Here is a 20,255-nt window from a genome sequence, read left to right on the forward strand (position 1 = left end):
CTGTCCTTGTGATCAGCTATTAGTTGCGCCAACAGAAGCTGACCGCTCAAGGTAAGATGTGCTCCCACTTACGCGCTACCTAATTCTTAACTGGCACCTACACCCACCGCCGTTTTGTCGGATGTGGTTTGAGCAGAAGTTTCGTCAGCCATACTCACCCCATTGCCCTTCTGCCGCCACAGTGATGTACAGATAATCTTCGAGCGATCGCAACGATCGACATATTTAGCTGCAATCTCGATTACCTCTTGCATCAGACCCTTAACCAAGGTGGTTGGTTTGAGACCCATTTCTAAGAAGCATTTATTCTCCACAGCCAGTTCATTTTCTGCTGATTCGTTTCTTGGGTTCTCTAGATAGGCTATTTCCGCCCCAGTGATATCAGACACAATCTGTGCCAAATCCCGCACCCGATGGGTTTCGGTCATCTGATTCAAGATTTTCACCCTGTCCCCAGAAGCCGGAGGATTTGCGATCGCTAACTCTATACACCGCACTGTATCTTGAATATGGATAAATGCCCTGGTTTGACCCCCTGTTCCATGTACTGTCAACGGATGACCAATCGCTGACTGCATCAGGAACCGATTGAGAACCGTACCATAGTCTCCATCATAATCAAAGCGATTAATTAACCGTTCATCCAGCTTTGTCTGCTTGGTCTGAGTTCCCCAAACAATCCCCTGATGCAGGTCAGTGATCCGCACCCGATCATTCTTGTTGTAGTAATAGAAAAACAGCTGATCCTGAGTTTTGGTCATGTGATAGATACTGCCCGGATTGGCTGGGTACAAGATTTGCTGCTGTACCATTTTCCCCTCATCCGTAGTCACCTGGATATCTAAATACCCTTCCGGAATCTTCATTCCAGCAGTACCATAACCATAGACTCCCATGGTTCCTAAATGAACCACGTGTATATCCAAACCCGATTCCACAATCGCAGCTAGCAGATTATTGGTCGCATTCAAGTTATTATCTACCGTGTAGCGCTTATGGCTAGATGACTTCATCGAGTAAGGTGCAGCCCGCTGTTCGGCAAAATGAATCACCACATCCGGTTGATAGGTCAGGAATAGATTGAGTAAGCGATCATAGTCTTTCGCTACATTGAAGTTATAGAACTGGATTTGTTTGCCAGAAACCTCACGCCATGTCTTCAGACGAGTGGACATCGGCTGGTAAGGTGTTAAGGAACTCACTTCCAACTCATTATCAATGTTGCGTCGTGACAAGTTATCAACAATTACAATGTCATGACCACTATCAGATAGATGGAGAGCTGTGGGCCAACCACAAAATCCGTCACCGCCTAAAACTACAACTTTTTTCATCATCAACTCCTAGTTGTTTGTTTAAATGGTCTTTTTTGGTTGAATTGTCAGCGAGCTGCGACTATAGTATCCCGCTTTGGGAATTAACCGAGAACCAATCGAGAACCGATATATTTCCATCACCGGACTTCGTCGAGCTACGCTAACATCACCTGATCACCCCACTGTTACGATTACAGCAATCAGTTTTTTAGATGAAATCTAGTTCAGGGTATCGATCCATGATCTCCGATACCTCTTCCCTTTCAGAAGTCTTCTGATTCAGGATTTCCTTGAAGAAACGAACATAAGTGCTATAGACTTGGGTCGATCCGTCCTCATGATCAACAATGAAGAAAGGGGCTGCTTCTACCCCGTGCTTTACAGCTAAATTTAGTCCTTCGCTAGATGGCTGACGCTCATCAGCAACCACAATCTGGTCTATTCGACCCATCAGTCCTTTTTTTTCAAGTTTTTCTACCACATTGACGCACTTGCGACAGAAATTACCGTCCTTGTTGATTTTTTTAACTAACGTGATTTTCATTCTGTATTATTTAATACTGAGTTATTTTTCAAAAGCGTAATAAAGAAATTATCACAACCCACTCCCCACTTCTACCTAAAAATTAGGATTTCAACCGCAACAAGCTTGATTGTGCCGCAACGCTTAAGTACCTGAACTGAATTTTTTTACCTAGTCTGTTTATTTCAGTGAGGGTTGCTCAAACCCTTACTGTTTGGTGTTCCTTCTTCGTCATTACCTGTTCTGTAGTGTTGTGTAAGCCACACTCTTTTTCTTTCTGCCCTTCCCACCACCAGCGACCTTCCCGTTCATGCTGATTGGGGAGAGTTGGGCGAGTACAGGGTTCGCAGCCAATGCTAACGAAACCTTTAGCGTGCAATTGATTGTAAGGCACATCATTAGTGCGGATGTATTTCCACACCTGTTCAGAACTCCAGTTAGCTAGGGGGTTAAATTTAATCAGGGTTCGTTCTTGGGTCGAGAACGCCTTGTCTACCTGGACAACAGGGATATTAGCGCGAGTACTAGGACTCTGATCCTTTCGCTGACCCGTAATCCAAGCATCTAGCTTAGCCAGTTGGCGACGCAAGGGAGCCACTTTGCGAATACCACAGCACTCTTTGTGACCATCCTGGTAGAAACTGAACAACCCCTTTTGTTTAACCAGTGCTTCCACTGCATCCGTTTCCGGGAAAATCACCTCCAGTGGAATTCCATAGTGCTGTCTTACCTTCTCAAGTAGTTGGTAAGTCTCGGAGTGCAAGCGACCCGTGTCGAGGGAGAACACGTTCACATCTGGCTTAATCTTGGATGCCATATCCACAAGAACTACATCCTCCGCACCACTGAAAGAGATCGCGATGTTGTCAAATTTGTCAAGAGCCAGTTTCAGGATTTCCTGAGGACTCTTGTGGGCGTATTCGGATTCCAAATAAACAACATCCAGTTCAAACATGAACATCTCCTTACTATATGACAAAAGTGGTTGGACTTGCTGATTATACGACGTATCGATACCTTTATCCATCCTCAGCCTTCAGTTTTAAGCTCGTGTAATCGACCATAGTTCAGAAATTGTATATAGCACTTCAACGGCTGAAGTACATCTGAGTTAAGAGACTTATAGCGCTTTGTAACCCGCGCTAATTAGAAACCTCTATAAATGTTTGCTGCCAATAGGAAGAGTTTCAGTAAATCTTAAAGGGTAATAAATATCTTCCTTTACCCCTTGCCCTTTGATGTTCCCCCTTCCCCCTTCTCCTTTTCCAATCCCAAGCATTTGTAGCACCATTAAATAGAATTGATAGTATTTTCCTTTTGTATCCCACTCTTTTGCTGCCCTTGGTCAACGGTAAAAAAAAACCCATCGATATGTAGGATGGGGATTTCTTGACAGATTTTCCATTAAGGATTTGCCATGGCGCATGCTATAGAACTTGTGCCCTCAGCCAGGCTACCGGTAAGGATAACATCTTACGGAGTTTGGGTACATAGGCTCTTTGGCTAAATACATCGTAATGGTTGTGTTCAATCACATTAAGAATTTTCTGATAGAGCATCAACGCAGACCAAACCGGCCAACGGGCATCACGGCTTAGGGCTCTAATACCTCTTTCTGCTTTGGTATAGTAATCCCTTGCCCGTTGAATTTGGAAACGCATCAGTTCCTGCCAACGGTCATCAACCACACCTTTGAACAAATCATCCTCAGTGTAATTAAACCGTTGCAAATCTTCTAAGGGTATGTAAATACGACCTCGTCTAGCATCCTCTCCAATATCTCGGAGGATGTTAGTTAGCTGATTGGCAATACCTAATGCGATCGCTTCTCCCACCGGATTATAGGAGTTTGTTTGCTGATCCCAGGGTGCTTTACTAGTGGAGTTGTCAACCCCCAGCACAGCACTAGACATTAACCCCACCGTACCCGCCACCCGATAACAGTAAAGATTAAGTTCATCAAAGGTTTCATAGCGACTACGGTAGAGATCCATCTGCTGACCTGCAATCATATCCCGAAAGGGTTGAATATCTATTGGAAACCGTTCTAGGGTATCGACCAAAGCCACATCATAGTCATCGATGGGATGTCCGGCAAATATAGATTCCAGATGTTCTTCCCACTGATCTAGGGTTTCAGGGGTGGTTAAAGCCGCCTGGGGACCATCAACTAGTTCATCAGTTCGTCTGCACCAGACGTATATTGCCCAGATGGCTCGACGTTTGGCTTCTGGCATTAGTAGGGTGCCAAGATAAAACGTCTTAGAGTACTTCGCCGTAATCTGGCGGCATAATTCGTAGGATTTTGACCGGGAGGCCAGGTTTCTCATGGGCTGAGATTTGGGCAGTTGGAGCATTCTTAGCAACGTTGGAGATTGGAAGCTTTCAACTTTCATCCTTCAGCCCTCAGTACTCGCCCTTGGCATGGGTGAAGAGACTAACGGGATGTCAATCTCTGCTTTCTGATTGCCGGCTAGTGGTTGAGCGCTGGTTTGTGAAAGCCTAGTGCTGTTGTTATTTATTGCCTGCGATGTCAGCTTACCAGAAAGTACGGCTCCTTCCATACTTGCTAGGTATCGTTGCATAGTGTAATCCCCGCTTAGGAAGAAGTTGGCAATGGGTGTTTCTTGGGAGGGACGGTGCTGCTGCCGTCCTGGAGTTGCCTTATATACCGAACGGGGAGTCTTAACCACGTGGTATTTTAGCAGTTGAGCTGAGTTATCAGTACCAAAATGCTTGGGGAACAGTTTCTCCAGTTCTGCTAGGGTGGCATTCACAATTTCGAGATCGGATTTGCCAATCCAATATGACGCAGGTGCTAAGACCAATTCCAACATTGAGCGGTCAGGATTAGCGTACTCTTTGCAGGTATTGCTCATGTCAGCATAGACACTAAGCAGGGGTGATCGGGAAAATAACAGATGGTCAATATCCGTCAGTTTGCGGTCAAACCACATCTGCAGGTTAATTACCGGTACCCCCTCTAGCCCATCCAGCTGTTGGAAAAATTTCATTTGACCCCAAGGTTTGGGGATCATCAGCTTTAAAGGGTCTACCGGCATAGCTGATACATAAGCATCCGCTGTCAGAACTTGATCGGGTGCTCCATTCAATCCCCGGATCAAGAACCCACTGACAGTGTTGTCTGAATTGAGTAAAAATTCTTTAACTGGGGCATTCAAGCGTACTTCTCCACCCCGCTGTGTGATATAATCAACTAGTGGTTGACAGAGTCGCTCCGTGGGAGAACCATCCAAGAATGCCATCTTGGAACCGTTTTTTTCCTGTAGGAAGCGGTTAAGAGCAGTTAGGATTACAGTGGACGAAATTTCATCAGGCCCAATAAAGTTTAGTGCCTTAGACATGGCGATGAAGACTTCCTTCTCTACTCGCGGTGGTACGTTCTGTTTTTTCAACCATTCCGAGAAGGAGTATTTGTCCATTGCTTCCACATACTTTTGCCCTTGAAGCATGGCCGGAATCAACCCTATCCCAAAGCTAATCTTCTCGGGCCAGGTCAGCATGTCGTTATTGCGCAGAATTGCCACAATCCCATTGAGGGGAGCTGGTATATCTGGGAAGTCAAACCGGGAGTAAGTTCCAGGTTGATTTGGCTGATTAAAAATCATGGTGTGCTCTTTCCACTGCAGCCGGTCTTCAATACCCAGTTCTTTAATTAGCTGCAGCATATTGGGATAGGCACCAAAAAATATATGGAGACCAGTTTCATACCAGTCTCCATCTTGATCTTTCCAGGCTGCCACTTTACCGCCTAAAACATTTCGGCGTTCTAGGACAATTGGGGTGTGACCAGCGTCTGTTAGATATTTAGCACAGGAAAGCCCTGCTAGTCCGGCTCCAGCGATCGCAACTCGCATGTGATAGTAATACTGTAAATTTTTCGCTTAGGGGTGTTCTTTTAATTATACTTTGCATTTCGTTACATTTTACATCTGACCCCCAGGTTTTTCCGGGGGGTGGTAAGAGCGGGAAGAGGGGGAAGAATGAAATTCTCTGGTCTGATCGAATCTTCCTGACCTCCTGTGACACTCTTTCTGCAACCATGGCATGCTCCCCCCTGTTAACTCAGGTTCGATTGAAACCCTAGCGCTAGCTTAAATCACACGGAATATAAATGGGTAGCGGTAGGATACATTGGGATCCCCAAGAATCTTGAGAATTGCCATAATCGGCAGTACCAAACTTAAAATAAATAACAGAGGCAGGAAAAGCCAACCAATCAGGATAATAGTCAAAGCCCCAAAAATTACCTCATATAGCCAGACATTGAAGTGAAAATTAAGGGACTCTTTGGCATTATCTTTGACTACTTGGTCATCGGATATTAACAAGATAGCCAGGGGAATTAACACGGATATAAATGAGACACTAATGAAAATTGCTCCGTGACATAATGCTGATAACAGCTTGCGCTTGTCGGGGTCATAGTTGATGTTATTTTTTTGGTCATACACCATAGCTTAGCTCCTTAATTTAGATAATAGATTTAATTTTTACTTACCAGTATTTTAGCGTTTATAACGCTATACGATAGGTCGTAAAGTCCGTCCCAAATTAGGGATGAAATCACGACATTGATGAGTTAGTAATTACTAGACTTATGGCAGAAGTAGGGAAAAGGAAATGGAAAAACAGGAATAGGGAAATTGGCTTGCTGGTTAGGTCTTTAAGAAAGACGTGAGTGTGTGGTGACCGGGTGGGTCGTGGGGCGCATAGAGAAATATACCTATTGGTCGTTAACAATTATCATTTATTCATTGTTTTCCGGTTTATATCCTGAGGTGAAGTCCCAGGTTTGACCATGAAGTAAAAAATATATCCCTCTCAGGTAGGAAGTAGGGAATAGGGAAACAAACCTGTGTAGATCCTTACTATCAGAAACACTATAATATATAGAGAGTTATGTAAGAATTAAGCGAAAGTCCCCTATCTAGTCTTTTTGGATGTCCACTGAACTTGAAGCAGAATTGCTCAACGCTGTTGAACACCGCCGTAACTTTGCGATTATTTCCCACCCGGACGCGGGTAAAACTACATTGACAGAAAAATTATTACTCTATGGTGGAGCAATTCACGAAGCCGGAGCAGTGAAGGCACGGCGAGCTCAGCGCAAGGCAACCTCGGACTGGATGGAAATGGAGCAACAACGGGGAATTTCGATTACCTCGACGGTGTTGCAGTTTGCCTATGAGGACTGTCAGATTAATTTACTGGACACACCCGGACACCAAGATTTCAGTGAAGATACCTATCGCACTCTGGCAGCAGCTGATAATGCGGTGATGCTGATTGATGCAGCAAAGGGTCTAGAGCCCCAAACCAGGAAATTGTTTGAAGTGTGCAAAATGCGATCGCTTCCTATATTTACCTTTGTCAACAAGCTTGACCGTCCCGCACGAGAACCCCTAGAACTACTCGATGAGATTGAGCAGGAGCTGGGGTTACAAACCTATGGGGTCAACTGGCCGATTGGCATGGGCGATCGCTTTAAAGGAGTGTTTGACCGCCGAAGACAACAAATCCACTTGTTTGAACGCACCGCTCACGGCTCCCGGGAGGCGAAGGATACGGTAGTTAATTTGGGGGACCCCCAGATTGAACAGCTGCTAGAACAAGACTTATATTATCAACTCAAGGAAGAGTTAGAAATTCTCGATGGTGTTGGTCCAGACCTGGATTTAGAGCTGATTCATTCCGGTCAAATGACCCCTGTGTTCTTTGGCAGTGCCATGACTAATTTTGGGGTGCAGCTGTTTCTGGATGCTTTTTTGGACTATGCCCTGAAACCAGAATCTCGTAAATCTACAGTAGGCGAGATTCCTCCCACTTATCCAGACTTTAGTGGCTTTGTGTTTAAGCTGCAAGCGAATATGGATCCCAAGCACCGGGATAGGGTGGCCTTTGTGCGGGTGTGTACGGGTAAGTTTGAAAAGGATATGACTGTCAGCCATGCTCGTACTGGTAAAACCGTTCGTTTGTCAAGACCCCAAAAGCTGTTTGCTCAAGACCGAGAATCCATTGATGTTGCCTATGCAGGGGATGTGATTGGTTTGAATAATCCAGGGGTGTTTGCGATTGGGGATACGATTTACAACGGTAAGAAGTTGGAGTATGAAGGTATTCCTTGTTTTTCCCCAGAGTTGTTTGCTTATTTGAAGAATCCTAACCCCTCTAAGTTTAAGCAGTTCCAGAAAGGAGTCAAGGAGTTGCGGGAAGAAGGGGCTGTGCAAATTATGTACTCCGTTGATGAGTCGAAGCGGGATCCAATTCTGGCAGCAGTGGGACAGTTGCAATTTGAAGTAGTGCAGTTTCGCCTCAGAAATGAGTATGGCGTAGAGACTAGGTTGGATATGTTGCCCTATAGTGTGGCTCGTTGGGTAGCCGGTGGCTGGGGAGCCTTGGAAAAGGCTGGGCGTTTGTTTAATACCGTGACAGTCAAAGATAATTGGGGACGTCCAGTGCTATTGTTTAAGAATCAGTGGAATTTGCAGCAAGTCGCAGAAGATCATCCAGAGTTGGATTTGAATTCTAGCGCTCCTGTGGTGTCTGGTTCTGAACCCAAGTCTACATAGCATTTATGTGACGGGGTGATAAGCAGCCTTGTTAGCCTTACTGGGTGTGGGGTGTAGGGTATGGTTTCTAGCCAACGAATCCCACTACCCCTCTAGAAACTAGAGGATCCTAGGCACGAACGAGCTGCACACCGTTAATCCTTAATAAGACCTTCGACGCCTAGAACTACGGGGACGTTGTCTCGAATAAGAGCGCTCTTCATCCCTCAATTTACGACTAACTTGGACAAAGACATCTCGTTGCACGTAAGGATAGTCATTTACCCAAATGTCTAAGCTAGGAATATAAATATCACTGGTCTGGGCAATCTTCCCTAAGTCAGGCTGATTGGACATGACCAACATCTGAGCAATTTGTCCAGGTGAAATATTTTTGTGGAGGCGTTCTAGGGGAACTTGCAGCTGACTTATAAATCCAGTTTCATCTTCGACTTCTAGATTTAACCGTCTCTCCCGGTGTTCCACAATTACCAACTCACCCCGCTGATTGACTTGTTCTTCTGTACCAATCAACTCCTCCGTCACAAATACATCCTCGATTCGACCCTGCCAGAAGCCACTATAGCCATATCGGCGCATCTTTAGGTTTCGCATACTTGCCCAATATACGGGACCCCACAACCAGTAAAGCCCTCCAGTGATCTCGAATAATACCCGGAAGGGAGCAAAACCTGAACCAAGCATCAAAGCTAAAATTAAAATCACCACAACTGCGATTAAAGAAATTAACAGTCGCCTTAAAAAATCTCGAAACTTGCCCCAGTAGTAGCGATACTGGAGCCCCGTGGCTAGGACGGGAACGATTTGTTCAAACTTCTGGCGAGTGATCGGAATTAGCATGGGTTTTGTACTTAGTTCTTAGTCCTTAGTCTTTAGTTAATTAATCTGTCTTTAGTGTTTAGTTTTTAGATTTATTGTGATTGATCTCAATTTTGACAAATCACGAATGACTAATGACTAATGACCAATAACTCGTCACAAGATTTTCTCTAACCCATATAGTAGACCTTTGAGCTGGGTAACTTTGCGAATCGCGAGCAGTACTCCTGGCATATAGCAGGAACGGTCGCTGGTGTCGTGACGTAGGGTGTAAATTTGACCAGGGGCACCGAAGATGACTTCTTGGTGAGCAATTAAGCCAGGTAAACGCACGCTATGAATCCGAATATTGTCTTCTGCAATACTTCCCCTGGCACCTTTTAGTTTTTCGGTTTCTTCCACCATTGCCGGATTATAGGTTTTACCTGCTCCAGCCATTCGTTGGGCGGTTTGAATGGCAGTACCGCTGGGAGCGTCGGCTTTTTGGTTGTGGTGGAGTTCTATGATTTCTAAGTGGTCAAAGTATTGGGAGGCTTGCACAGCTGCTTGTTGCAGTAATGCCATACCAATGGAGAAGTTGGGGATAATTAGGCAGCCAGTGCTGGCTTTTTCAGCAAATTCTGAGAGGTCTTTGATTTGGTCGGGACTAAGACCAGTGGTGCCAACTACGGGGCGGACACCGTATGCGATCGCAGTTCGGATGTTCTCGTATATGCTATCAGGGTGGGTAAAGTCTACCATCACCCCTTGGGTTTTTTCTTGGGTAGCAAGAACTAGATTGGCTTGCAGGTCATTGAGAATGGGAATTTCAACTGGTTCGCACCCCGCAACTTCTCCGGCGTCTTGACCTAGATACTTAGGATTGGTATCGATGGCACCGATTAGGGTTATGTCTTGGGCTTGAGAAACAGCCTTAATCACCTCTCGACCCATTTTTCCGGCGGCACCGTTTACTACTACTGGAATGGGATTTGAATTGGACATGGTTTCAGGATAGTTTGGGGCTCTGCCAAGGTAATTCTAGTGTATATTGGGAGTTTTGGTGGGAGTGGGCTTAGGGGATGGAACCGTGAAGACCCGAGCGGACACCACGGATAGCACTAAGGGTAGATGGGTTCAAATCTTGCTTGTAGTTATAAGCCCCCGTTATTAGCCCCCAAATTCATCCCAAATTCAAGTTTACTATGCTCTTTATCGGTGAGGCTAATCCTGAAAGAAGCGATTAGTGCTGTAGTGGTAGGGTAGGGCGTGGGTCAGCATCTGGCTGAAATGAATTGTCACGGCTATACTAGCAAAGTCAGTATATGTTTGTAACTAGCTTAATTTGGTATATGAGTAGTGCTGTTAAAGTCGTTCAACCCACAGGCATTCTAGATGGTACACAAGCTGCCAGTTTTCGTCAAGAGGTTGCTGAGCTGGTGGAATCTAACGCAGATATTATTTTGATTGATTTTAAAGATGTTACTTTTATGGATAGTTCTGGTTTGGGAGCGTTGGTACTTGCTCTGAAAACTATTCGTGCTGCTGGGAGCAAGATGTATATCTGCTCAGTTAATGAGCAAATCAAAATGTTATTTGAACTGACCAGCATGGACAGAGTTTTTGAAATCTTTTCTACACGAGAAGATTTTGAAAGCGAGGTGCTTTCTACAAGATAATTCCAGGGAAGTCTATAGGGCGATCGCCCTTGGGCGTAGCCCTTTTCAAATCCTAGGTTTTGTTTCAGTAAAGGTAGGAAGATGGTTTAGGAAAATTCCCTAACCCTTAATTAACCTGAGTTCGACATAACCAACTATCCTCCGATTTAGGATTGAGGAGTCAGGATTATCCAGTCAAAAGTCAGGATTCATAATAATTATTTGTCCAGTAATTTTGAACATAAATTGGCAAAAAAAGCCACCAATCGTTCTTTATCGGCCCACTAACCTGGCTGAATGCTTCTGATGATTGACTGCCATTGATTATCCTGTCTCCTCATTAAAATATGCCAATTTATTTCAGGTAAATGAGGTTGATTATTCCAGGGAAAGTGTTCATAAAAAATTGATTTCCAGTAACGATAAATCATCATCAAAATAGTGTTTAGGGTTCACGGCTTCCAGAGATTTCAAAATCAAATCTAGGTGACAAGCACCATTGTGATTTTGCTTACACTCTGCCAGTAACCTAATGAAGGGCTCAAGTCCCCAAACGTTCCCATTGGATTGGTTAATCTCGTAAATCCCATCGCTGAATATATATAGGGTGCTCGATTCAGTAATTTCACAGCACTGATCAATGTAATCGGCATCTGGGAACATACCAACGGGTAAGCCAGGGGTTTTTAGACGTTGTACTTCCATCAAGGAACCATGGGTCTGAGCAATTAATATTGCGGGTGGATGTCCTGCACTAGCATAGACCAGTTGACGCTTGACCTGGTTATATACCCCATACCAGACCGTGAAGTATTTATCATTTCGCTCAGTGATCTGGAAGGTTTGGTTCAACCCTCGTAGAACATCACTCGGTTGATAGTAGTTAATCGACTTTAGAGCCCGCGACCTGAGTAAATTTAGCACTGAAAGTGTGGGCAAGGCAGCTCGTAAGCCATGTCCAGCAGCATCCAGCAGATAAATTGCCAAATGCTCTGAGTCTAGCCAATAATAGTCAAAGCCATCACCTCCCAGTTTTCGGGAGGGAATAAATCGGGTGTCGATGGTCACCGATGGTTTGATCATCCGGTCTGGAAGAATCGAACTAACATACTCTGCTGCCTCGGCTAATTCTCCCTCCAACAACTGCTTTTGGTGCTGCAAATCATGACTTAGTTGATGTAACCTCAAGCCAGCTCTGACTCGTGCGTTCAACTCTGCTATTTCGATCGGCTTACACAGAAAGTCATCTGCTCCAGCATCTAACCCCTCTACCCGGTCTTCAATGGAATTTCGAGATGTCACCAGAATAAATATGGTGGTTGAGAGTCCCGGTGTTGCCTTGAGTTGACGACAGACATCCAATCCATTCATACCGGGCATAATCCAATCGCAAATGACTAGGGCTGGACGTAACTTTTGTACCTGCACCAAACCTTCTTCGCCGTTGCTAGCTACAGCTACCTCATAACCCTGCTTGTAAAGGGTTCGTTTCAGTAACATCTGAATGGCTGGATCATCATCAATAATCAGAATTTGGTTCATGGCACTGAGGTTGTACAAATTACTCTAGGATTTATCAATACACTGACTTACAATCAGGACAGCAAGTAGATTCTGACCGGCTGAATTTCACGAAACCTTGATCAGACCCCAAGGTAAGTTAGACTGAGTTACTTTTATTGATGGCATTCCCTATTGGCATACCGGATTTATTTGTTCCTAACTTCCTTCTCTTGCACCGCTTCCGGTTTCTTCCCCCTTTTCGCGCATCTCAATCAATCTTTCCGATTTTGGGCAACAGCTTCTAGGGGGCAAGACCCCCTAGAGGGCGAGACCCCCTGGCTTGATAGAAAACGGGAAAAGAAACCCCATTTGCCCCAATGGTTTTCCCAGTGCTTCTGGCAAAGCTTCTGGAAAAAATTTTCTTTGAAGGCATTGAGTATTAGTCCATGGTAGAGGGAGATATAAATCTAGGTTAAACTGGATTCCTTGATCTTAGAGTACCCTTTGGAGAGAATCAGGCTTCAATGTGGTTGATGTATGTGGTTGATGTATGTGGTTGATGTAAAAGATTTTGAGGAATTGAAAAAATTGAAAACATCTATCCAAAAATTTCCTAGCGACCTTAAGGCGTTAGAAAAGGCTTTGGGATGGTTTGACCAGTTCAAACCATCGTCTGTTCGCCAAAAAGTCTGGTTGCAGTGCCAATTAGCTCTCGCTGAAGGATTTACCAATGCTGTTCGCCATGCTCACAAAGATTTGCCAGAAGACGTTTCCATTGATGTTGAAGTTACTTTATTCCCCCAGCGCTTAGAGTTACGCATCTGGGATCAAGGACCTCCCTTTGATTTAGAACAGCGGCTGACAGACATCAAGCAGCAAATGAACCTTGAATCTGGTGGTGGACGTGGCATCGCAATACTAAAAAAAATTGCTGATCATCTCAGCTATACCCGTACCGATGACAACCGGAACTGTTTGTTAATTGTGAAGTGTTATCAGGAATTGGGAAAGAGCGATTTAAAAACTTTTTGTAAAGAAAATGTTAACGAGTCTCGATTACCAATTGTCCGACCGATGGAGTAGGATAGTTAGATGGGTGACCTAAGTGCCTGAAACTCTGATGCTGTGCTAGTTAGACTTTTGTTGACATTTATTTATACTCAGCAGAGAATAACACAAAATCTTTAATATTCTGAGTAATTCACTATTTTGTTTGGCAACACCATACCGGGTTTGGAAGAGTATGCTCACAAAATGCGATTGACGTTCCGTCACGCTACGCGATCGCATCCAACCGCCCTTTTCGGTAACCTTACTGGCCGCAAAGACTCTCGGTTATCACGGATAACCGTTTCTGTTGCTATGGGACAGTTACTTGCACAATTATTTTGATCCTAAATAGAATTTACGGTAGCAGGCTTTGGTGAATCCTTAGCAACACGTTGACCTGTCATCACCATAGGAACCCCATTTTCAGGAGCAATCGCGAATCCACGACGAGCTGGTTTAATGATTTTGTCTTGTGCTAGGGCTAAGTGATAATTAGACAATACCTTAGCCAAAACCAGTTTCATTTCCAACATCGCCAAAGTAGCACCAATACAGCGTCGGTTTCCACCACCAAAGGGAAAATACTCATAGGCAGAGTATTGACGCTCAAGGAATCGTTCTGGTTTAAACTGATCGGAGTCTGGATAGAGGTCTTCTCGACGATGGGTTAAATAGGGACAGGCAAAAAGGGTAGTATTGGCCTGATAGTGGTGACCCATAATAGTAATTGGGGCTGTGGTAATGCGGGCGAAGATCACAAACGCCACTGGGTAAATCCGCAGGGTTTCGTAGGCTACTGCTGTGAGATAGGGCAGTTGGGCAATTGCCATCGGGTCTGGATTATCCCCTAAGCTATCAATTTCCTCTAGCAGTTTTTGGCGCACTGTCGGTAATCGATGAATCCAGTAAAATGCCCAAGCTAAAGCGGTTGCAGTAGTCTCATGACCTGCAAACAAGAGAGTCATCAACTGATCTTGTAACTCGTGATCACTCATTAACTCACCATTTTCGTCCCGAGCGGACATCATTAAACTGAGAATGTCATTGCCCATATGCTCGGGTTGCTCTCGGCGCTGATTAATCTCTTCCTGAAGGAGGTTATAAATTTCCTGCCTACGCCGCACCAACTTGCCCCAAGGACTCCAAGCCCCTAAATCTCGTTGCAGGAACTTAAAAAACAGCATACTAGAGCGCAGGGGGGAACTAGTCATATCTAGCATGGCTGCCAGGAGTGGCTTCAGTTTTTGGTAACGGGGTCCGTGACCTAGACCGAAAACCCCCTGCATGATTACCTGGATGGTAATGTCTTGCATGGCAGTACGGGCAGTAAAGGCTTGACCGATTACCCACTGACTCGCTACTTGCTCAGTAATATCACAAATCAATTGACTGTAGGAATTAATTCGTTGCCCATGAAAGGGAGGAATCAAAAGTTTACGCTGCCGCTGGTGGGGTTGACCATCGAGTAAAGTCATTGAGGTTTCCCCCAGCAAGGGTCGTAGCAGCTTATTTCGTTCACCAGACTTAAACTGGCTAGGAGGAGCGGTCAAGACTTCCTGAATTGCTTGGGGATGGCTGAGGATGACTAACGGTCCGAAACCACTTAGCCGTATGGTAAATGTATCTCCATAGCGTTCTACACACTGATCCAAATATTTCAGAGGGTCAGCAACCCAATAGATTAACTGTAACCACTCAGGGATTTGAGGACCTTCAGGCAATTTACTCACACTCGTTTTCCTCTGTTACTTTCTTAAGACAAATTCATGGTCTAACCTAACTACCATATTGCAACAAAACCTTCGGTTAGCTCATTACTATCAGAAAAGCGCTTATTGACAAGCTATTAATAGGATTAAGGGTAATCAAAACTAGTCGATTAATCCTATTCTGTTAGTCTCTGGGAATTCAAATGAAGCAAGATTTGATCACAATCTCGACAAGGCAGGTATGACAATGGATCTAGAGTTGCAGATTCTCAAGTCGTCTCAATAGTAGTCTCAATCAATCTCATCCATAAGACATTTCACTGGTTAAAACCCCAAATTTACCCTTTATACTAATTCCGCACCAAGCCAGCTGATTGTAATATTTGTTTAATACTCGTAATAATTAGAAAAGGTTTCTGAGACTATGACAGTTGGTAGCAGGGTTCCGACATTTTGTCAAGGAATTCAGTATTTTGGCAACACCATACCGGGTTTTGATGCGGCTTCTGACCAATACGGGCAACAAGCAGCGATTGCCCTGGGGCAAAATGCGATCGCATCTCCTGAGGATCCAGCAGCTGTCTTCCAGACCTTACTGGCTGCTGATGCCCTACGCTACCTAACCCTGCACATCACTGCTAGTAAATCTTCTGGTCATCCAGGGGGATTTGCCAGCATTGCGGACGGGATTGCAGCTTTGGTGATGCTGGGTTACAAAAACATTATTACTGAAGTGGGACATCATGCCCCAGGCTTCTACAGTAACATGTTTCTGGACGGCTCCCTAGAGGAGATGGGCATTAAGACTGTAGAACAGATGGGGGAACGCTTCCGAGAAATGCACGGATTGCTCGGACACCTTTCTGGTCAAATTCCCGGACTCCTCAATCCGGCTGGCCCCCTCGGACAAGGGCAACACTTTGCCATGGCCGGGGCTTTGCTTCATCCAGGGGTACTATTCCCAGTTACCATAGGGGATGGGGGCTTGGGTGAACCTTATGTGATGAGCAGTTTTGGTCACTTCTCTACGGCTTATCCCCAGGTGACTAATTTTCTGCCCATATTAGTGTGGAATGGTTACAGCCAGGAACACCATAGTATGGTTTCCACAAAGTCCAATCAAGAGATGATTGCATACTGGCAGGGGAATGGTTTCCAAGAAGTAATCTTAATCAATGCTAAGGATTACGATGATGCTGACCAACCCGGTGAGTATATCGATAGCACAGAGTTTTCGTTCCAGAAGCGGTTGGCATTTACCCAAGGGGTTTTGGAAGCTACGGATAAAGCGGCTAAATCAGCGTTGAGTGGTAAGTTAACGGTGCTGATTGTTAAACAACTCAAAGGAGCGGGAGTCCACAAACGGGGAGCGAAAGCTCACAATCTCTACCCAGGAGATACCCTGGAAAAAGATTATATTGTTAGTGCCCTTAAAGCTCGGGCGTTGCCTTCTAAAGCCTGGGAATTAGTCAGGACAAATTTTGAGCGTTCTGGAGGAGGGTCAGCAGCCCATACTGTAGTCACAGAAAAGGAATTGCCTTTACCAGATTTAGGTGAATTACCTTTAGAGGAATTTGTGATTGACGCAGACAAGAAAATAGCGACTACCGCTATGGGAACGATAGTTGCTCATGTGGGGCAAAAAGACCCTAATTTTATTATTTCCAATGCTGATGGCAATGCTGCTTCTGGAATTAATAATATTAACCAAGCCCTAAAAATTATCCACCCGACCCCGGATGAAATTTACTTCCAAGGCCCAAAAGGTCAGGTGTACGAACCCTTGAGTGAAGATGCTTGTGCTGGATTAGCGGTAGGGTTAGCTTTGTTTGGCGCTCGTACTCTGTGGTGTTCTTATGAATCCTTTGCTATCAATGGGTTACCCATTTGGCAAACCGTTACCCAAGCCATGGCAGAATTGCGCCGTCCTACTCCGTCTACTATTACATTATTTACCGCTGGGGCACTGGAGCAAGGACGCAATGGTTGGACTCACCAGCGTCCTGAAATTGAAAATTACTTTGCTGCTATGATGCGCAATGGCAATATTTTCCCCTTGTTTCCCTGTGATGCTAATAGTATCCAAGTGTGTTATGAGTGGGCGCTGAGTACTAAGAATAAAGGAATTACCATTACTGCTAGTAAGTCACCCTTACCGGTGCGCACGACCTTTGAGCAAACCCGTCAAGGATTGCGAGATGGTGCAGTGGTGTTGCATGAAACTAAAGGTAGTAAAACTGTTGTGTTTGCGGTGATTGGGGATATGAGCCTGATGCCAGTGTTTGATGCTGCTTCGGATTTGGAAGAGCAAGGGATTGGGGTGCGGATTGTTTCGGTAATCAGTCCCCGCCGCTTGTACCGTCCTGATGATACGGCTTGGAAAACCTGTACTGAAGCTGATGGCGGTTTCTTAGATGATCAGGGGTTTGAACAGCTGTTTGGTGGGGATGGGTTGATTGGTGTTACTGGTGGTACCAGTGCGATGCTGGAACCGATTATGTTACGTAGTACTTGCCAGCGGGATGTGGTGGCTTGGAAGCGTGGTGAAACGGCTGGCAGTGCTGGTCAAATTATGGCGTTTAATGGTTTGACTGCTGAGGCTTTGGCTAAACGAGCGATTGACTTGGTTGGTTAAAATTTAGTTGGCTAGAATTTTTTGGTGTAGCCCTATCTTTAAGGATGGGGCTGCACTAATCAAGCCTCGCTGCCCGGAGCCAAGACTAAACGTTAATAGTTGTTAAATTAAGGCAGATTCATGTTCCAAGAGATTGCTGCTCAGATTGCTTTTTCCCCCTCCTTTCCCTATTTAGCCACAGCTCTAGGGATTACTAGCATCGGGGGACTACTGGGCTGGGGCTGGTGGCAACGAAAAAATACTTACAAATCTCTAGAGTTACTGCCGTGTCCTCCCAAACACTGGCTATTGGGAAATCTTCCTCAGGTATTAGCAGCAGTTAAACAGAAAAAATTCTTCCAATTATTGTTTGATTGGAGCAAGCAGCTAGGCCCGATTTATGTTTTATGGATTAACCCTCCAGTTCTGGTTTTGAGTCAACCAAAGGTGATAGAAAACACCATTGTGAATGGCATCAAAGATGGCAGCTTAGGTAGGTGTAAGCAATTGCGCCAAGTTTTCAACGACCTTGCTGGTGCTCCCGTTCTTATCGGAGAAAACGGGAGTGAGTGGCAGTGGCGACGGAAGGCTTGGAATCCTCAATTCAATTCTAGTGGTCTGTCCAAATACTTTGAGATTATTAACCTTGCCTGCGAACAAGTAATTGCCAGACTTCTGCAAGATGCACCGCAAACAGAGGTAAAGGTCGATTTCCTGTTTGTGGAACTAACTATGAGGGTGATTTTCTGTTTAGTGGTGGGAATTCCTGTAGATGGAAAATCCTCTAGTTCTGAAGGTCCACCCCTCGATATTCTTAAGGCTCACGAGGCGATGTCTATTATAGGATATCGGGTCTTACGGTTATTCGCTGGGGAGAAGATATGGATGAAATATTTGCCCACTAAGGCTTCACGAGATTACTGGAGAGCAATGGCATATTTAGAGGGTTTGATTGGTCCGAGAGTGGAATTAGCCTTGAAGATGAGAGCACAAAACCCGACTAATTGGGGGCAGGTAAGTCCAAACTTCCAGGAATCGATGTTAGTGAAAATAGCGGCTAAGGAACCAAAATACACTCGGAAAACACTGATAGCAGAAGCGATTGAAATCTTGATTGCTGGTACTGATACCACAGCTCATACTTTATCCTTTGCGGTAGCAGAGTTAGCATTAAATGCCAGGGTTTTTCAGAAAGCACAAGCTGTGGTTGACCAGAGTTGGCAAAGTAATGGTGGTATTAATACAGAAAGTCTGAAAAAACTGACTTACATCAGTGCCATTATCAAAGAAACTTTGCGCCTTTATTCAGTCGCCGAAGGTTCCACTTCCTTGGAGGCTGAAGGTGAAACCGTGATTGAGGGCAACTTGATTCCTCGTGGCACGATTATCTCCTGGTCAATACTTGGTGCTGGGCGAGACCCAGAGGTCTATGGCAACCCCGAGGAATTTTGGCCAGAGCGTTGGTTAGACCAGGGCAAGGGCAGCAGCCCACTTCCAATGATCACCTTTGGCTCAGGTTCTCATCGTTGCTTGGGAGAGCATCTGGCCATGGTGGAAGCAACGGTAATGCTAGGAATGCTGCTCCGTTATTTCGACTGGGAGTTGGTCAATGGTCGTTCATCTGTTGAACAGTTAGAACAGAACCTTTTGATTTATCCGTCCGATGGGATGCCAGTGCGTTTTAAGCCTAGAGACTTGCAGTGTATTGAGGAAACTTACTAGGTTTTAGGGAGTAGGGAGTAGGGAGTAGGGAGTAGGGATTAAGGGCAGTCATGGGGGTTTCCACGGGGCTGATAATGGTTTTTGGGTAACCTATCTCTTAATAAGAGACCTTCATGATATACCCAGTCGTGCCCCTGACCGTTAACAGGTGTGCTCCTCTTAACGGTAAGGTGTTAAGAGCATGTTAAGCTTATAGATTAAAAGGCTCCCGACCACTATCTTATCATAGGCACGGACAACTATGCGACCTGATTTGCAGGACTTGGTGATTTCAGAGGATTATCTAACCAATTTGATTGGGGAGAAGCCAGAGCGAGTCAGAGGTTTTTTCCTAGAGAAACCAAAAGAACCAGGAGATTTCCTGATAAAATTGGGTAGAGGGTCCTTTCTATGGCTGAAATATAAGGCAGTTAGACGGCTGGTGAAAGAGGTGGATCGATACAATACGGTGATTAGAGCTGTACACATTAATGATCAATTGGAAGAAGCTGGGAATCCAGGTGTTGGTCTCAGTAATCGGGAGCGAGTGCTCGAAGCCCTTAGGGTGATGAAAACGGATTTAGTGCGTGCCTTGAAGACAGAACGAATTCTCAGGGAGAATAAGCAGTTTATTACTAAGAATCCTCAGCTATTTACTACTAATTTAACCACCTTGACCGCCCTGCACTTGAGTGATCAGGCCAGTGAGTATGGACGAGTGCTAGACCAAGCCTTGCAGGTGGCAGTGGGGGTGCAAGAGGAAATGAGAAAATTGCAGAATCAGCGTTAG

At 45.0% G+C, this 20,255-nt stretch carries 17 protein-coding genes; 7 read left to right on the forward strand and 10 right to left on the reverse strand.

What is annotated here, in order from left to right:
• Window positions 1-86: 86 nt before the first annotated feature.
• The 6 genes from F6K51_RS05885 to F6K51_RS05910 form a co-directional block, all read right to left on the reverse strand.
• A complete protein-coding gene (locus F6K51_RS05885) occupies window positions 87-1,337 on the reverse strand; it encodes an NAD-dependent epimerase/dehydratase family protein (RefSeq protein WP_293018840.1) in 1,251 nt (416 codons plus the stop codon).
• A 187-nt stretch (window positions 1,338-1,524) separates the two neighbouring features.
• Window positions 1,525-1,860 (reverse strand): hypothetical protein, encoded by a 336-nt coding sequence (locus F6K51_RS05890; protein ID WP_287248102.1) that lies wholly within the window; start codon window positions 1,858-1,860, stop codon window positions 1,525-1,527.
• Window positions 1,861-2,038: 178 nt separating this feature from the next.
• Window positions 2,039-2,794 carry a phosphoadenylyl-sulfate reductase gene (locus F6K51_RS05895; RefSeq protein ID WP_365939913.1) on the reverse strand — a complete coding sequence of 252 codons (756 nt, stop codon included), beginning with the start codon at window positions 2,792-2,794 and terminating at the stop codon, window positions 2,039-2,041.
• A 472-nt stretch (window positions 2,795-3,266) separates the two neighbouring features.
• Entirely contained in the window at window positions 3,267-4,196 is a 930-nt protein-coding gene (gene crtB / locus F6K51_RS05900; protein WP_293018863.1) for a 15-cis-phytoene synthase CrtB, read from the reverse strand.
• A gap of 42 nt (window positions 4,197-4,238) precedes the next feature.
• The gene (pds, locus tag F6K51_RS05905) at window positions 4,239-5,717 is read right to left on the reverse strand and encodes a 15-cis-phytoene desaturase (protein WP_293018842.1); all 1,479 of its coding nucleotides are present in this window, start codon (window positions 5,715-5,717) and stop codon (window positions 4,239-4,241) included.
• A gap of 237 nt (window positions 5,718-5,954) precedes the next feature.
• A complete protein-coding gene (locus tag F6K51_RS05910) occupies window positions 5,955-6,317 on the reverse strand; it encodes a DUF4870 domain-containing protein (protein WP_081431251.1) in 363 nt (120 codons plus the stop codon).
• 486 nt (window positions 6,318-6,803) lie between these two features.
• Here F6K51_RS05910 and prfC point away from each other — a divergent pair, with 486 nt between their 5' ends.
• Window positions 6,804-8,432, forward strand: coding sequence for a peptide chain release factor 3 (prfC, locus tag F6K51_RS05915; RefSeq protein ID WP_293018845.1), 1,629 nt, complete (start codon window positions 6,804-6,806; stop codon window positions 8,430-8,432).
• A gap of 141 nt (window positions 8,433-8,573) precedes the next feature.
• On the opposite strand, the gene F6K51_RS05920 is transcribed toward prfC, so the two are convergent.
• Both F6K51_RS05920 and dapB read right to left on the reverse strand, forming a co-directional pair.
• Window positions 8,574-9,272 carry a phosphate ABC transporter permease gene (locus F6K51_RS05920; RefSeq protein ID WP_293018847.1) on the reverse strand — a complete coding sequence of 233 codons (699 nt, stop codon included), beginning with the start codon at window positions 9,270-9,272 and terminating at the stop codon, window positions 8,574-8,576.
• Window positions 9,273-9,407: 135 nt separating this feature from the next.
• Window positions 9,408-10,235: a 4-hydroxy-tetrahydrodipicolinate reductase gene (gene dapB, locus F6K51_RS05925; protein ID WP_293018848.1), complete on the reverse strand. Its 828-nt coding sequence runs from the start codon at window positions 10,233-10,235 to the stop codon at window positions 9,408-9,410.
• A gap of 347 nt (window positions 10,236-10,582) precedes the next feature.
• Here dapB and F6K51_RS05930 point away from each other — a divergent pair, with 347 nt between their 5' ends.
• Window positions 10,583-10,909: an STAS domain-containing protein gene (locus F6K51_RS05930; RefSeq protein WP_293018849.1), complete on the forward strand. Its 327-nt coding sequence runs from the start codon at window positions 10,583-10,585 to the stop codon at window positions 10,907-10,909.
• Between the two features lie 375 nt (window positions 10,910-11,284).
• Here the strand turns inward: F6K51_RS05930 and F6K51_RS05935 are convergent, their stop codons facing one another.
• Window positions 11,285-12,430, reverse strand: coding sequence for a SpoIIE family protein phosphatase (locus F6K51_RS05935; RefSeq protein ID WP_293018850.1), 1,146 nt, complete (start codon window positions 12,428-12,430; stop codon window positions 11,285-11,287).
• A 549-nt stretch (window positions 12,431-12,979) separates the two neighbouring features.
• Here F6K51_RS05935 and F6K51_RS05940 point away from each other — a divergent pair.
• Window positions 12,980-13,474, forward strand: coding sequence for an ATP-binding protein (locus F6K51_RS05940; RefSeq protein ID WP_293018852.1), 495 nt, complete (start codon window positions 12,980-12,982; stop codon window positions 13,472-13,474).
• A gap of 126 nt (window positions 13,475-13,600) precedes the next feature.
• Window positions 13,601-13,783: a hypothetical protein gene (locus tag F6K51_RS05945; protein ID WP_293018854.1), complete on the forward strand. Its 183-nt coding sequence runs from the start codon at window positions 13,601-13,603 to the stop codon at window positions 13,781-13,783.
• 2 nt (window positions 13,784-13,785) lie between these two features.
• Here F6K51_RS05945 and F6K51_RS05950 read toward each other — a convergent pair whose 3' ends face one another.
• Entirely contained in the window at window positions 13,786-15,171 is a 1,386-nt protein-coding gene (locus F6K51_RS05950) for a cytochrome P450 (protein ID WP_293018855.1), read from the reverse strand.
• Between the two features lie 403 nt (window positions 15,172-15,574).
• On the opposite strand from F6K51_RS05950, the gene F6K51_RS05955 reads away from it, so the two are divergent.
• From F6K51_RS05955 to F6K51_RS05965, 3 genes are all read left to right on the forward strand, one after another.
• Window positions 15,575-17,785 (forward strand): phosphoketolase, encoded by a 2,211-nt coding sequence (locus tag F6K51_RS05955; RefSeq protein ID WP_293018857.1) that lies wholly within the window; start codon window positions 15,575-15,577, stop codon window positions 17,783-17,785.
• Window positions 17,786-17,905: 120 nt separating this feature from the next.
• Complete coding sequence (locus F6K51_RS05960; RefSeq protein WP_293018858.1) at window positions 17,906-19,486, forward strand: cytochrome P450; 1,581 nt, start codon at window positions 17,906-17,908, stop codon at window positions 19,484-19,486.
• Window positions 19,487-19,727: 241 nt separating this feature from the next.
• On the forward strand, window positions 19,728-20,255 hold the full coding sequence (locus F6K51_RS05965; protein WP_293018859.1) for a hypothetical protein: 528 nt from the start codon (window positions 19,728-19,730) through the stop codon (window positions 20,253-20,255).

The sequence above is a fragment of the Moorena sp. SIO3I8 genome (genome assembly GCF_010692325.1).
In the GTDB taxonomy this organism is placed as follows: Bacteria; Cyanobacteriota; Cyanobacteriia; order Cyanobacteriales; family Coleofasciculaceae; genus Moorena.

Coding starts and splice junctions, on each gene's coding strand:
- pds (WP_293018842.1), bottom strand. CDS start 5,717: ATGCGAGTTGCGATCGCTGGAGCCGGACTAGCAGGGCTTTCCTGTGCT.
- F6K51_RS05930 (WP_293018849.1), top strand. CDS start 10,583: ATGAGTAGTGCTGTTAAAGTCGTTCAACCCACAGGCATTCTAGATGGT.
- F6K51_RS05960 (WP_293018858.1), top strand. CDS start 17,906: ATGTTCCAAGAGATTGCTGCTCAGATTGCTTTTTCCCCCTCCTTTCCC.
- F6K51_RS05955 (WP_293018857.1), top strand. CDS start 15,575: ATGACAGTTGGTAGCAGGGTTCCGACATTTTGTCAAGGAATTCAGTAT.
- F6K51_RS05885 (WP_293018840.1), bottom strand. CDS start 1,337: ATGATGAAAAAAGTTGTAGTTTTAGGCGGTGACGGATTTTGTGGTTGG.
- crtB (WP_293018863.1), bottom strand. CDS start 4,196: ATGCTCCAACTGCCCAAATCTCAGCCCATGAGAAACCTGGCCTCCCGG.
- F6K51_RS05910 (WP_081431251.1), bottom strand. CDS start 6,317: ATGGTGTATGACCAAAAAAATAACATCAACTATGACCCCGACAAGCGC.
- F6K51_RS05890 (WP_287248102.1), bottom strand. CDS start 1,860: ATGAAAATCACGTTAGTTAAAAAAATCAACAAGGACGGTAATTTCTGT.
- dapB (WP_293018848.1), bottom strand. CDS start 10,235: ATGTCCAATTCAAATCCCATTCCAGTAGTAGTAAACGGTGCCGCCGGA.
- prfC (WP_293018845.1), top strand. CDS start 6,804: ATGTCCACTGAACTTGAAGCAGAATTGCTCAACGCTGTTGAACACCGC.
- F6K51_RS05935 (WP_293018850.1), bottom strand. CDS start 12,430: ATGAACCAAATTCTGATTATTGATGATGATCCAGCCATTCAGATGTTA.
- F6K51_RS05965 (WP_293018859.1), top strand. CDS start 19,728: ATGCGACCTGATTTGCAGGACTTGGTGATTTCAGAGGATTATCTAACC.
- F6K51_RS05895 (WP_365939913.1), bottom strand. CDS start 2,794: ATGTTTGAACTGGATGTTGTTTATTTGGAATCCGAATACGCCCACAAG.
- F6K51_RS05920 (WP_293018847.1), bottom strand. CDS start 9,272: ATGCTAATTCCGATCACTCGCCAGAAGTTTGAACAAATCGTTCCCGTC.